Here is a 14165-nt window from a genome sequence, read left to right on the forward strand (position 1 = left end):
TGTGTATAAGAGACAGCGACGTGACAATTGTTGCAGGCGTTCGGCGTGCCAAGTTTCACGGAAAGATCCGGCCTGGGAATTCGAAGGCTGTGATCATGCCGCTTGTCAACCACCATATAGGTGCTGACCGGCATATGGCAGGACGCACAGGTGACTTTTGGTGTCACGTCACTGTGGTGGGTATGGGATGCAACCTCATAGCTGTCTGAAGCGTGGCACTGCAAGCACACGCCATCGTCGGACGCGCGCAATTTGGCGGCGTGCGGATCGTGGCAATCGCTGCAGGTGACGCCAGCTGCAAACATCTTGCTCTGCTTGAACGAGCCGTAGTTGTAGACTTCGTCGAGCATCTGCCCATCGGCGTGATAGAGACCGCGGGCCAGATTGGAGACCTGGTGCGTGTCGGACAATGGCCGCCCTGGTATCCAGTCCTCGGAAAACTGTGCCCGTCGCGCATGACACAAGCCGCAGGTCTCGACTTCCCGGCGTATCGCAGCAGGGGAGACGTTGCGTTGCGGATTGCCGGTCTTGGGATCGCGGTTCCAAATCACGCCGTCCCGCTCGTCGAGAAACACGGCAAGGCCCTTCAGAGGGTCTTTATCCCGTCCGAATGGCCACCAGCTCCGCTGACTGTATGCCCAGTTGACGTGTCGTGAGCCCTTGCCGTGGCATGCCTCGCAGCCGACACTGATCTCCGCCCAGTTGGTGTGGAACCGGTCGTTGGCCACGTCGTAGCTCTTTTGCACGCCCGTCGAATGGCACTCGGCGCACATGAAATTCCAGTTTTGATTGAGCTTGGTCCAATGCAACACGTCGTCGTGTTTGATCGCTTCATTTGGATAGAGATGAAACCAGCGTTGGCCGCCCTGGTCCTTCGGCCGGTTGTCCCAGGCGATTGAAAGTGCCTGTATGCGGCCATCCGGAAATTCGACCAGATATTGCTGGAGGGGGGCGATTCCGAAGGTATATTTCGCCTCGAAGGTCGCAAGCTTGCCGTCGGCGCCGTCGGTCTCGACGAAAAATTTGTTCCCTGTTTTGAAGAAGCGGGAATGGACGCCGTAGTAATCAAAGCTCGCATCGTTGAAGTCACCGAGCACGGAGGCGGCACTGGCGTGCTGCATGGCGTGCCGGTGCTGGGACCCGGCCCACAACGCTGCTTCAGTCTTGTGACATTCGCCGCAGGCTTCGCTGCCGACGAAGGCGGGAGCAGTGGCCGCACTCGTGCGATGTAGCGTCTCGGGCAAGCCGGCTCTTTCCTCGCCGAGGAGGAAGACGCCCAGGCTACCTATCGCGATCGCTGCAATTGACGCAAACACTGCAATCCGCAGCTTCGATGTCCGAGAGCGATGGGGTTGGGCGCTGACAGCTTCGTTCCGAGCGTCCGCGGCTGGCCTCGATGGGGCGGCGCGCTCTGACGGCTCGTCGCGGTTGCCGGTTCGTCCCTTCTTGCGCGCCACTGGCCCTACTCGCTAGACCTCGCCGACCCTTTAGAAGGGTAGATTGATCAAAGGATTCGGTGCGGGCTATGCAAATTCGGCAATTCAGAGCATTCCGGTCAGAAGGCTCCATGTTCCGCGGTGCCAAGGTGAATATGACGCGTGCCAAGCGATCCCTTTTCTCACCACCCGTAGCCATAGCCTTGATAGCAGCCGTTCACCCAGCCGTAGCCGTCCCAAACTAGACATTGGTCATAATCCGCATACGGTTTGCGAGCGCGGCCCCGGCGCCATGCGGGGAGCGCTATCTCAGTTGCTCCACCTTCGCTGCCATGTCGGGGTAGCGACTGATCCTGTACGTGGCGTTGCTGCATTGCAAAACCCAAACCTCGTAGTCCGGCCTTGATCGCTTCGCGTCTCGTATCGCGCGCTTGGGTTGTTCGCACGCAACGCCTTGAGTCCGGATCTGTGCTGCCAGCATGTCCTTGACTGTATTTCCAGGCAATGGGCTCCCGGATGGGTTTGTCTGCGCCAATGCCGGCTCCGTCGGGAGCGGTCCGGATAAGGCGGGCAACATCGTCAAGATCGAAACCAGAAGGCGACGGTTCGTGCGATAGTGCAGGAGAGAGAGCAAAGTCACCTCCTAATTCGTCGATGGGGGGAGCCTCAGCTTTTCCATCGCCTGCTCGACCGAGAAGCTGCCGGGCCGCTGGCGCGGGGGGAATTCGCGGAAGCTTGCGATATGTTGCGCCACGATCGCCTGCGCCGGCACAAGCAGGAAGGCGTGTTCAATGAACCATCGCACGTAGTCGCCCGATTCGTGCTGCGACCGCTCGAAAGGATCGGATCGCAGGTTAAGCAATCTGGGTAACCGCAGCTGCTGCAGAGGCTCCGCCCAGACATCGAGACCGTGGGCACGCTGCTCTAAAAACACCGCCTTCCACTGATCGTAGCGCAAGCCGGCCAAGTTGCCGTCGTCGGTCCAGTAGAAGAACTCGCGGCGCTTGTCCGCGCCCTTGCCTGCGAGCAGATCGCGCTGGTCGTATCCATCGAGGTGAACCTTGAAATTTCTGCCCGCCGCGTCATAGCCCTGCAACAGCTTGTTTTGGATATCGGGTTCGCCGGCCGCGGCGACCAGCGTGGTCGCCCAATCCTCGGCAGAGAAGATATCGTTGATCTCGCTGCGGGGAGGGACCAGTCCAGGCCATCGCACCATCGCAGGCACACGATAGCCGCCTTCCCAATTGGTGTTCTTCTCGCCCCGGAAGGGGGTTGCGCCGCCGTCGGGCCAGGAGAATGTTTCGGCGCCGTTATCGGTGGTGTAGATCACGATCGTGTTGTTGGCGATGCCGAGGTCGTCGAGCTTCTTCAATAGCTGTCCGACCTGCCCGTCATGCTCGACCATGCCGTCCGGATAGAGGCCCAAGCCGGTCTTGCCTTGTGACTCCGGCTTTAGCCGGGTCCAGATGTGCATCCGGGTCGGATTGAACCAGACGAAGAACGGCTTTCCGTCGCGGTTGGCGCGTTCGATGAAATCAGTGGAGGCCTTGATGAACTCCTCGTCGACTGTTTCCATGCGCTTCTTGGTGAGCGGCCCGGTATCTTCGCATTTTTGTTTGCCCCAGGGACCAAAGCGTGGATCGTCACCCGGCGTGTCGGTGGTCGTTGCAATGCATTTTAGGACGCCGCGCGGACCGAACTGCGCCCTGAACGCCGGGTTCTTCGGATAGTCTGCGTGCTCCGGTTCATCCTCGGCATTGAGATGATAGAGGTTGCCGAAAAACTCATCGAAGCCATGTACGGTCGGCAGGAATTCGTTGCGATCGCCAAGATGGTTCTTGCCAAATTGTCCCGTCGCATAGCCCTGTGGCTTGAGCAATTCGGCAATCGTCGGATCCTTGTCGGATAATCCCTCTTTCGCCCCGGGCAGGCCAACCTTTAAAAGTCCCGTGCGCAGCGGGCTTTGTCCGGTAATGAATGCGGCGCGCCCGGCAGTGCAGGATTGCTGACCATAATAGTCGGTGAAGATCGCGCCCTCGTTGGCGATACGATCGATGTTGGGCGTGCGATAGCCCATCTGTCCCCGGTTATAGGCGCTGATGTTCCAGTACCCGATGTCATCGGCCATGATGACGAGGATATTAGGTTTCTGCGGCTGCTGTGCAGATGCCGGTGCAAGGATTGCGGTTGCAGCTACAAGAACCGCGAGCAACCTGAGGAATGTGTTTTTCGGATTGCACATGATCAATCCTCCAAACCCGGCTCGGAGCCGGCTCAACAGATCTGCGAGCTCTATTGGATTCTTGATCCAATAGAGCTCGCGTCACTCGTGCTGGAAAGCTTCATCACTTCAGTGGTCGTGATCGGGCTCGGTCGGGGCGCGCCCGATCACATCATGGCGCTTTGCGCAGCTAGTCGCTCGCTCCACTGGCATTGGCCTTCTTGACCTCGTCCAGCACCTGGCTGAGGTTGTAGCTCTCCGGCGCCTGCAGCGGCGGGAACTTCTCGTAACTCGTCAGGTGCGCCAGCCACAGCCGCTGACCGATTGGCAGCATGTTCCAATCGTACTGGAAGGCGGTCGCCGGGGAGCCGAGCGCCCCGCCCAAGCTCATCGCCGTCTTCTGGTCGATGCCGACCGCCTGCTCGAACGGATCGCGCTTGATGTTCTGGACGAGCGTGAAGTGGAACGGGATCAGCGGCATGATCCAGCCAGCCGGCCCCGGCTGCGACATGGTGTAGTACATCTTCCAGTTCTTGTAGCGCACCGCGGACGGCGTCGCGCCCGAGAAATAGAAGAAGTGGTCTCGAGCCGACTTGTCCGACTTGCCTTCGAGGTAGTCGCGCTGGTCGAAGCCGTCGAGGGTCGTCTTGACGATGCCGGGGTACTTCCCTGCCTCGATCTGCTGCTTCAACTCGTCGCCCTTGGGTCCACCGGCAATATTGACCAAGGTGGGCACCCAGTCGAGCGCCGCGAAGAGCTGGTTCTTCACCGTGCCCGGCTTGATGACGCCTGGCCACTTGATCACCATCGGTGCGCGGTAGCCGCCTTCCCAGGCTTCGCCCTTCTGGCCCTTGAACGGTGTCACGCCGCCGTCCGGGAAGGAGATCGCCTCGGCGCCGTTGTCGGTGGTGAACACAACGATGGTATTGTCGGCCTGGCCCATGTCGTCCAGTTTCTTGAGCACGACACCGATGTTGTCGTCCATCTGCTTCATGCCGGCTTCGTTGACGCCCCAGTCCTTACCGCCGCGCTCGCCCACCATGGCCTCGTACTTCGGCGGCAGTACGGTGACGACGTGCATGCGCGCCGGGTTGTACCAGACGAAGAAGGGCTTATTGGTCTTCTTCGGATCGTTGCGGTCGAGGAAGTCGACGACCTTCTCCGAGATCTCCTCGTCCACCGTCCTCGAGCGGTCGAGCGTCAACGGGCCCTCATCGCTGCACATCTGGCTCTTGGCCGTGCCGTCCGGAGATTTGCACCAGAGGACGTTGCGCGGGGGCGTCAGACACAGCGTGGTCTTGGGATCGACTGCGCCGGGCACTTCCGGCACGCCGGGAATCGGCGTGTTCTTGCACGGCGGCGCAACCGTCTGTTGGAGCGGAGTCTTGTTGATGTCAGGGAAACTGACCTGCTGCATCGCATCGAGGTGGTACAGATAGCCCCAGTATTCCTGGAAGCCGTGAGCGGTCGGCAGGGCCTCGGTGTGGTCGCCGAGATGGTTCTTGCCGAACTCGCCCGTGTTGTAGCCGAGATCGAGCAGGAACTGGGCGAGCGCAGGCGTGCCGGGCCGCAGGTAAGACGGGCTCCCCGGGAGCTGCGGCGGGATCATGCCGGTGCGCAGCGGATACATGCCGGTGAAGAACGCGTTGCGACCGGAGGTGCAGCTCTGCATGGCGACGTAGTCCACGAACATCGCACCTTCGTTACCGATGCGATCGATGTTCGGCGTCTCGCCAACCATCAACCCGCGATGATAGATGCTCGGCTGCATCCATCCGATGTCGTCGCCCATGATGAAGAGGATGTTGGGCTTTTGTCCCTGCTGGGCGGAGGCAGGAATGCTCGCCATTGTCGTGGTGGTACACAACACGACAAGAGCGCCCCAGATTGTTCTGAACATGCTCATGGTTGCTTCCCTTGATGTCGGGCTGCTGAAGCTGAAGCGCGGGCCGCAGCCTTCGCCCACCTCCACCCGCCGACCGCGCCTTTGCTCTTTATCCATGCGGGATCGTGCCCCGCGCATTCGGTCGACGCTCTCGCGACTGGAAAATTCGCCGAAGCGCCGTGGGTGCGCTATGCGATTTCGGCAGCTTGCTCCTAACTTTGCGGAGCCTGCTGCAGTGTGACCGAAGGCGATTCACCGAAGGTGATGCGATACGTCACCGCGAACCGCCCAAGTTCGAGGAACTGATGATTTCGGGCGACTTCCGACACGCTCGTTGTCGAAGGATCGGCACGTCGCAACGCGGCGCGAGCCTTGTTCAATCGTCGCAATAAGAGATATCGCGTGGGGCTTACGCCAAAAAATTCAGTGCAGCACATGCGCAGTGTTCGCTCTGGCACGCCGATCTCTGCACAAAGCGCGGACATGCTTAGCTTTTGGTCGAAGCGTTTGCTTATCGCTTCTTCGAAACGAGCGATCACTGCGGCGTGATGGAGTCTAGTCTTGGGATTGTCGCCCGTCTCGTTGGCGGCCAGGCAATTGATCGTCGCGTGAAGTAGTTCCCGCTCCAGCGCTCTTGCCGCCTCGGGAGCCAGTTTTTGCCTTTCCGCAAGGCGGCAGGCTTTCGCAAAAAGACGCTGGAATCTCAATGCCTCCGCCGGCGCCGGGCGGAGTATCTTGCTTGTGTGCGGCGGCGTAATCGTCCGACCCGTCAATGCCTTGCTGCAACTCCCAAGTACCCCAGGAGATAGCGCGATCAAACCCCATTGGCATGCGCCGTTGGTTTGTTGATGCGTGGGGCGGCCACGACCGTGCAAAACGACGTCGCCGCTACGCAAAGTAAATCCGTCGGATATGAGAGAGTCCGCATCCACTGGAAACGACAGGAACGTTCGCTCCGTGGGTAGCGAGACACAGGCAAAGCGCGGAAGGTTCTCGCAACACAGAGAGACTTCCAGATCCTTCAATTTCAGCCGTGTCAGCCGTGCCTTGAAATCGCCGGCACCTGTTATCGTGAGATTGATACATGCATCGGCGAATCCGGCTGAGTAACTATCGGGATCGCCAAAGGTAAGTATGCAAGTCTCTGCCATGTGTCCCGTCCCGTTGGACCGGCGGACAGTTCTTGCGACCAGTTGAATTACGGGTCTCACCGCACGCAGGAGTATCAGGCAACTGACCGCCTTCGGCTATGCAGGTTCGGAAGTTCGGTCCGGCGGGTGGAATGTGACGAATATGCAATTCCGGCAAGCTGTGATCTCGTCAGGCTGCGCGCCGTTTGTCTTCAGATGAGGCGCAAGCACAACGCCCGTGACAAATTTGAAGGGAGCAAGCAAGAAAGAAAGCGCGAAACTGAACGGAGATTAAAGCTAGAGTTGCAGCTATGTGCCGGGTTTATGGAGATACCGCGCTCTCCGCCAGCGTCACGTTCGGTTTGCCGCGGCATTGGCCCGGCTAAGCTCTCCGCATAGGCGGCCCCAAAATCCATTCTTCCTGGTTGTATTCCAGCAGAAGCATCTGTGACAAATGCGTGACAGTGCGGCGCGAAACGTCCCGGATTCCGGAGAGCCCTTCTGGATAAGTCGATCTTTCCTATTGCCCCGTCGCAGAGTTCATCTTCCCCTCAGTCTGGGGAACAGGGGACATTGCGATGCATCGACATACCGCTTGGCGGCTGCTTTTTCTTTTCATTGTTCTTGCAAGCACTCGGGTCAGTGCAGCGTGCATTGATCCCGCGCAGCTTGCACACTCGACCGTCAGCATCATGCGGTATTGGGATGACGCGGAGCGCGACGCGCATCCCAACGTGGTCGGCATCCGGGGCACTGGTTGGTTCCTGTCCCCGGCGACGATCGTCACCGCCGAACATGTCGCCGGAGCGATGAAGCTCTCGACAGAGGAGTGGAGGCCGCTCGAGATCAGGGACGAAGATGGCGCCCAGTTGATCGGGGCGCGCATCCAGCGCCTGGCGGGAGACGCCGCAGAAAAACTGGCCGTGATCGAACTCCAACAGCCCGTTTCCACCGCGCGGAGCTTTGCGATCCGGAGCAAGCCGCTCGTGCCGGAGGAGCAGGTCATGACGTTCGCCTATCCGGCCGGCCGCCCGCACCTCGTAGAAGGGCGGTTCGTTCGATTGGGAGATGGCGGGAAGCTCGACAGCATGGCGCTCCTGGAAATCTATGAAGGCGAGAATCGCTTCGTCATCGATCACGGCGCTTCAGGAGCGCCGGTGGTCGATTGCGACGGCCGCGTCGCTGCGGTCATCAGCAATGTGTTCACGCAAACTTTGGTGTGGGCGTCCCGCCAAATACGCATCTCTACGGCATGGGGAATGCCCAACGTCGTTTCTGTGCCCGTCCAGGCGCTCGATGAGGCTGCTCTAGCCGCTCCGACGCTTGTTCCGCCGCAAGGGAAGGCGGACGATTGAGGCCGATCGCAGTCCGGTCCGGCTACGGCATTTCCGGGGTCCCTGTATCTGGCTCAAGCGACCGGCAAGTGTGTGACTGCCAGCGATGAGGGACGATCGTGATGGACTTCCGGCTGCTCCGCAGGACGGCGCAGCGTATACGAGGGTGTCTCTCCGAACAGCAGATTGTAGGCAACCGAGAAACGTCCGAGTTCCCAAAAGCCATGGTCCGTAACGATCTGCGTAACAGTCGCCTTCCACGGATCTGAACTCAGGAGCGCCCGCCGCACGAGGTGCATTCGGCGCAAGGTGAGATAGCGGATTGGGCCCATGCCGAGATGCTCTTTGCAGGAGGCGCGAAGCGATCGCTCGGCAACACCGATCGCCGCGCAAATTTCGACGAGATAAAGCGGCCGGCTGGGATTTGCTTCCAAGAATTCCTCAAACTGCGCCACGATGATCTCGTGGCGACGGCCCCCGGCGCTTGGCTCGACGGCAGCGCCTTCGGCGAGGCACCTCACCATGAGATGAATGAGCTCATGCTCTAACGACCGAAGCACTTGCGGCAACTCAAGAATATGCGGATTATCATGGGCAAGCTGCCCGACGCTCTTGTGCAACTTTAACAGTCGAACCGTCAGTGCAGAATGTGGGCGAACGATTTGCGTTTGCCGCGTTTTCGGAAACTCACGGCCGATTATTGTCTCAGCAGCAGCATCCAGATCATCAATCGGAAGAGACATTGTTCCGTAGTGAAGGTTAGCGTCGGATCGTTGGTGTACGACATCGGACCGGTTCACTATGATGTCGCCGGGCAAAACCTCGACGCCACAGTGCAGGAATCGTGACGAACCGGGTTCGGAAAGAAAGCCGATCGATCTACGCCCGGGCTTGACCGCGACAGTGTTGACCTGAGGAAGGGACACATGGAACCGATGAACCAGGAGCCTGTTCATGCCGATCTGTGTGATCTCGGCATGGAAACGTCCCCTCACGGTCGGGATCAGTTCGAGTTGTGCAGACCGAATGACTGCGGAGCACGCCGACGGTTCGGTAAAATCAAACACTCTACTCCACGCCACTGCTATCCTCCCCTGAAAAAAACAGAGGCCGTTACCTGTCGGACAATAAGTGCGCCAGCATCCGTGGAATTGGCTTCGGATCGCAAAAGCAGAGCAGGGTGATCGCGGCGACACCCAAGTGGGGGTTGTATTTTAGCCCCTTCTTACTTGTGGTACGTGCACCACTGTTGACATAAATCAATGCGGGAATTGTGACATGAACGGCGGCGTTGCTGCGCAACACAGTTAGCTCAACATCTTATGGGCGTTCGCTGCTCCCAAACGGAAATCGCTTCGTGTCGACGACGGTCCAAGTGTTCGTAGCTGCGAGGTCTGGCGCGACATCGAGCCACCCTCCCACGGTTCAAGGCGCGCATGATGCCGATGCGGGCGAACATCGTCGGGCTGGCTCGCTCTGCGACCAGGATCAGCGCCTCCATGGCGGCCTGCCATTCTGGCCGATCATGCACCGCCTTCGGCAGCGCGGCGATGTACTCGCCAGCATCGCGTAGCGTGACGAGCTTCCGCCGCCAACCTCTATCGGCCCCTAACCTCGCGAGTACGCAGGTCGAGCATCAGACCATCCCGCTCGGCGACGAGAGACGTACCTGGAACTGCAGTTGCGCGACAACACGAATCCGTAAGGGATGAAGGTTAAGGACGCGCACGGCCGCGTGTGTCTACGCGGTATGTCGGTAGATGACAGCAATGCTTTGTTGTCCACAGTGTCGATCGCGACACACCGCATTCGCGCGACTCGTCGTAGGCTCTTGCGGCGTCCTTCATGGCGCTTTCTCCCTCAGCCTTGAGCCCGTCGCGAATGGCGGGCTTCCTTAAAACGTGCAGGTGACATAGGACAGAGCTTGTCACTCGCGGTGAAGCGCTTCCTTAGGCAAGTTAGCAGCAAGAGCTCCGCTCCCATTGGCGTCGTTTGTACATTGCGAAGGAGGGACTACGATGTTGGACGCTGCCGCGCTGCGCGAAGATCTCGCCGCAATGGAAAAGCAAATCCGCTTTAATCCCAACGACTATGATCTAATCAGCAAATACCTGACATATGCCCGCAAGGTGCGTGAGATCGAACATCGCGAAAACGGCTATGTGACTGCACGGAGGGAGCATCAAAATTAGATCCCCGGTGCACGAGGGAATTGTAATAACGCAGCAGAATTTGTTGAGAGCCTCACCGTTACAGAAGTTTCGCTTCTCATTTGCGGGCATGGTGGACAGTAAAGAACAGGCCCCAGCTCAGGGGGGAAAGCTGGGGCCATTCACGCGGGGCCCTGACACTCGGGGATCAGGTAACGTATTTACAATCTGCTTCCGAAGGTCTCGTTCCTTCTAAGCTCAAAGAATCGCAATCTGAGGCGATCCTTGCGCTTCTGATCCTGTGTCTGCTGAGGAGGCAACTGGTCCTGGTCCTTTTCGGCCATTGCTCAACGCCTTCAAGTGAGGGCTTAAGTCCAAAAGTGAACATTCGTTCCGGGGCAGTCCATATCCGAGAAACACAAAATCCACTGCGTGAAGGTGTCATGGGTGGCGGTCAGGTCGTCGCCGTGTCCGGCCGGTCACCGGGGCATCTGTCGGCTGTGTCCCTTGCGGGGAGCCTCGCATTCCAGCCTGGGAGCGTGTTCTTTCGGGGCCCCTTGGTCCAAGCACGCGAGGCCACTGCCGCGGCGGCCGAGCGCAAACAATGCACCGTTGCGAGCCCGCACCGATCGCGCAGGAAGCGAAACCGCCAGCCGCTGGCGGGCTATCCTTTAGGGAATGCTAGAAACAGGTTCACCATGAACCAGAGTATGGGCGCCCATATCAGGGCGAGTATAGGCCCATGAAGATCTGGCAGAACCGACTTGTAGGTTCGTTTGTGCCTCGGCCAACCATGATCAGACCATCGAAGGGCTGCCCCGGCTCACCACAAAACAGATATTAGGACCACCAAGCCGCCCGCGGCCAGTATCCAGGACAGCAAATGGATCATCCGTGTTCGGTCGCGCGTCATGTTGCGCCTCCGGCTCCCGCCCATCTCGAAGCAGGCGCCTGAGCGGGAGCAGACCATTGAGCCAGATCAAAGCTGCCCTTGGTGTGCAGAATCGGCCGGAGTCTGATGCGCGGCCATAGGCGCCCAGGGGCGCCGGCCGCCTTGGTCTGCGGTCGTTACTGGCATCTCGTCATGGTCGGGTAGTCGTAACCGGTGGTGCTGGCGGCGAAGTCGCTGTCGATCACGGCGCGTATCCATCCGGCGAGGACCGCGGGTTACCTAGGCTTGAGGTCCGGCGTTCAAGGTGGATGGAGCAATCCGTCGGATCTTAGGGTGTCGATCGCTTCGTCGAGCGTGAGGCCGCGATGCCGGCAGAACCATTCTCCAGTGTGCCGGTGCCACTGGATATCGAAGTGGTTGCGGCTGATCCAGTCGAGGCGGGCGAAGGGGGCGTCGAACTCTTCTCCGAGATTCTCCGGGAAGCCGGAGCGGTAGCGTTGAACGAAGCGGTATTTGGTGCCGTGCCATTTTCCCAGGATATCGATGGGATAGTTGAACTGCGTCGGCCGGATAGTGGGCAGGAAGCGGGGCTTCAGAAAGTCGTCGATCAGCTGCTGGCAGGCGGCCGTCACCGCCGATTTATCTGCCGCGGACAGACCGCTCGCTCTCATGTGGCCTCCTGGCTCACGCCGCTTCGATATGGCTCGGCATTGGCTTTCGCCAGTTCCAGGGCAGAAGCTCAGCGAGCCTCTGGATAGCATGATCGTTGATGCGCGCCAGCACGTCGGCGAGCCAGACCTGTGGATCGACGTCGTTGAGCTTGGCGGTGGCGATGAGGGTGTAGATGGTTGCGGCTCGTCGGCCGCCCTCATCGGACCCGGCGAAGGTCCAGTTTCGTCTTCCGACAGCGACGGCCCGTAGCTCGCGTTCTGCAGCGTTGTTCGACATGCACAAGCGCCCATCATCGAGGAAGCGAGTGAATGCATCCCAGCGGCTGAGGCAGTAATTGATCGCCTTGCTCGTGTCGTTGTTTTTGGAGAGTTTGGCGCGCTGCTCACGCAGCCAGGCCTCCAGCTCAACGATCGAGGGGCGACTACGCTCGTGGCGCACGCGCAGACGCTCTTGCGGCGCAAGACCGCTGATCTCGCGCTCGATGGCGAACAGAACATCGATGCGTTTGACCGCCTCGGCCGCGACCGGCGCTTTGGTGAGCCGCGCGAGATCAAAAAACTTGCGCCTGCCGTGCGCCCAGCACGCGGCCTCGATGATCGGGCCGCCCTTGCGATTGGCCTCGTAGAGCCTGCCAAAGCCGGCGTAGGCGTCGGCCTGCATCAGTCCGGCATAACCCGCCAGATGCTGCTCCGGATGCGCACCGCCACGATCGGGCGAGTAGAAGAACACGGCCGCCGGCGGATCTGGGCCGGCAAACGGACGGTCGTCGCGCACGTAGGTCCAGAGCCGGCCGGTCCGGGTCTTGCCCTTGGCCAAGACCGGCACGGTGGTGTCATCGGCATGGATGCGCTCGGCTGCGAAGACGTGGCTCCGGATCGCATCGACCAGAGGCATCAGGGTTGCGGCGGAGGCACCCACCCAGTCCGCGAGCGTCGATACGTCGAGGTCGATGCCTTCACGCTGGTAAACGTCGCTCTGACGATTAAGCGGCAGGTGCAGGCCGTACTTGGCAAACAGAACATGGGCCAGCAGCTTGGGCCCGGCACGCCCGCGCGCAATCGGATGCGAGGGAGCCGGCGGCTGGGTGATCGCTTCGCAGGCCCGGCAGACGAGCTTCTCGCGTACGTGCTGGATCACCTTCCACTGGCGCGGAACGAGCTCCAGCGTCTCGGTCACGTCCTCGCCAATCTTGCGCAATCGACTGTCGCCGCAGCATGGGCAGGTGGCGGGCACTGGATAGACAATGCGCTCCCGCGGCAAATGCTCCGGCAGCGGCCGGCGGGCTGGTTTGCGGCGCTCGAACGAGGGCACCGCAATCTTCTCGGCTGCCATCTGCGCCTCGGTCTCAGCTTGCGCCGCGTTCTCCTCGAGGTCGGCGAGCTGTAGCTCGAGCTGGTCCAGCAATGCGCCTCGCTCGGAGGACTGTCCGAACTGCTCGTGCCGCAGCTTCTTGATCGTGAGCTTGAGCTTCTCGATCAGCAAGGTCCCCGCCTGGGCCTCGGCTTCCGCGGCCAACCGGGCCGCTCGCTCGGCGCGCAGCATCGCCTGCAGCGTGGTCACATCGTCGGGAAGAGAATCATGAGCGCCCATCGCCGACCAGAGAATCACAAGACGCGATCTCTGTCTGAACCGCTGATCCTGCCACCGATTCAAATCCCGGCGATCAGCCCGCCGCCTGCGGTCGCCAGGTATGTTGCGGCAGCCGCCAGTCGATGCCCTCCAGCAGGTAGCCAAGCTGGGCTGGGGTGATTGTCACCACGCCATCAGCTGACGACGGCCATAGGAACCGGCCGCGCTCCAGCCGCTTGGCGTAGAGCGACATGCCTAGTCCATCGTACCAAAGGATCTTGATCAGCTTGCCGCTTTTGCCACGGAACACATAGAGGTCGCCGCCGTGCGGGTCTCGCTTGAAGGCTTCCTGCACCAGCAAGCCCAGCGAGTTCATGCCGCGACGCATATCGGTGTGGCCGGTCGCAATCCACACCCGCACGCCCGACGCAATGGGGATCACCGTAGGCGTCCATCTGCCAGCGCCGCCAGGGCGGCCTTCAGCGTCGCCGCGTCGACCGCACCCGTGATCCGCATCCGAGCCCCGGTCGCAAACTCGATCTCGATCGACCCGCCGCTGCTGGCTGACGCGACTGGACAAGGCGTCGGCTCTGATTCCGCGACCACAATCGCCGGTACGAAGCCAGGCTGATCGGCGGCATCCTTCGGCTCCGGCCGAAACGAGCGTCGCCATCGCAGCAGCAATGAGCGCGAAACGCCATACCGCCGAGCTGTTGCCGCGACTTGGCGCGGCGCCTGTAAGCTCTCCAGGACGATCTTGAGCTTCTCATCCTCGGACCAGCGCCGCCGCCGGCCCGTCTCCACCACTTCAAGCCGCTCGACCTGGGCACTGCGCCTATCACTGTCCATAAGGACAGTTCTCAACAACACGCCTCA

General features: G+C 60.5%; 11 protein-coding genes. 2 read left to right on the top strand and 9 right to left on the bottom strand.

From position 1 onward, the window contains the following. The 4 genes from Q2941_RS47420 to Q2941_RS47435 form a co-directional block, all read right to left on the bottom strand. Positions 1–1457, bottom strand: a 1457-nt coding sequence (locus Q2941_RS47420) for a multiheme c-type cytochrome (RefSeq protein WP_458196924.1), incomplete at its 3' end; no start/stop codon positions are given. 622 nt (positions 1458–2079) lie between these two features. Beyond that, positions 2080–3678, bottom strand: coding sequence for an arylsulfatase (locus Q2941_RS47425; RefSeq protein WP_254113082.1), 1599 nt, complete (start codon positions 3676–3678; stop codon positions 2080–2082). Between the two features lie 169 nt (positions 3679–3847). Further along, positions 3848–5506, bottom strand: a complete 1659-nt coding sequence (locus tag Q2941_RS47430) for an arylsulfatase (RefSeq protein WP_035663905.1) — start codon at positions 5504–5506, stop codon at positions 3848–3850. Positions 5507–5754: 248 nt separating this feature from the next. Next, a complete protein-coding gene (locus Q2941_RS47435) occupies positions 5755–6693 on the bottom strand; it encodes a helix-turn-helix transcriptional regulator (RefSeq protein WP_458196925.1) in 939 nt (312 codons plus the stop codon). Between the two features lie 557 nt (positions 6694–7250). Here Q2941_RS47435 and Q2941_RS47440 point away from each other — a divergent pair. Next, entirely contained in the window at positions 7251–8027 is a 777-nt protein-coding gene (locus tag Q2941_RS47440; RefSeq protein ID WP_027525969.1) for a S1 family peptidase, read from the top strand. A 53-nt stretch (positions 8028–8080) separates the two neighbouring features. Here the strand turns inward: Q2941_RS47440 and Q2941_RS47445 are convergent, their stop codons facing one another. Beyond that, positions 8081–9073: an AraC family transcriptional regulator gene (locus tag Q2941_RS47445; protein ID WP_458196926.1), complete on the bottom strand. Its 993-nt coding sequence runs from the start codon at positions 9071–9073 to the stop codon at positions 8081–8083. Positions 9074–10024: 951 nt separating this feature from the next. On the opposite strand from Q2941_RS47445, the gene Q2941_RS47450 reads away from it, so the two are divergent. After that, positions 10025–10198 carry a hypothetical protein gene (locus tag Q2941_RS47450; RefSeq protein ID WP_458196927.1) on the top strand — a complete coding sequence of 58 codons (174 nt, stop codon included), beginning with the start codon at positions 10025–10027 and terminating at the stop codon, positions 10196–10198. Positions 10199–11347: 1149 nt separating this feature from the next. Here Q2941_RS47450 and Q2941_RS47455 read toward each other — a convergent pair. From Q2941_RS47455 to tnpA, 4 genes are all read right to left on the bottom strand, one after another. After that, positions 11348–11719 (bottom strand): DUF3024 domain-containing protein, encoded by a 372-nt coding sequence (locus tag Q2941_RS47455; RefSeq protein ID WP_458196929.1) that lies wholly within the window; start codon positions 11717–11719, stop codon positions 11348–11350. Between the two features lie 13 nt (positions 11720–11732). After that, the gene (tnpC, locus tag Q2941_RS47460; RefSeq protein ID WP_254113321.1) at positions 11733–13310 is read right to left on the bottom strand and encodes an IS66 family transposase; all 1578 of its coding nucleotides are present in this window, start codon (positions 13308–13310) and stop codon (positions 11733–11735) included. Positions 13311–13383: 73 nt separating this feature from the next. Continuing rightward, complete coding sequence (tnpB, locus tag Q2941_RS47465) at positions 13384–13731, bottom strand: IS66 family insertion sequence element accessory protein TnpB (RefSeq protein WP_254107231.1); 348 nt, start codon at positions 13729–13731, stop codon at positions 13384–13386. Further along, entirely contained in the window at positions 13728–14138 is a 411-nt protein-coding gene (gene tnpA / locus Q2941_RS47470; protein WP_254107232.1) for an IS66-like element accessory protein TnpA, read from the bottom strand. The genes tnpB and tnpA overlap by 4 nt, the downstream gene beginning before the upstream one ends. Between the last annotated feature and the right edge of the window lie 27 nt (positions 14139–14165).

This window comes from Bradyrhizobium sp. UFLA05-153 (assembly GCF_054185185.1).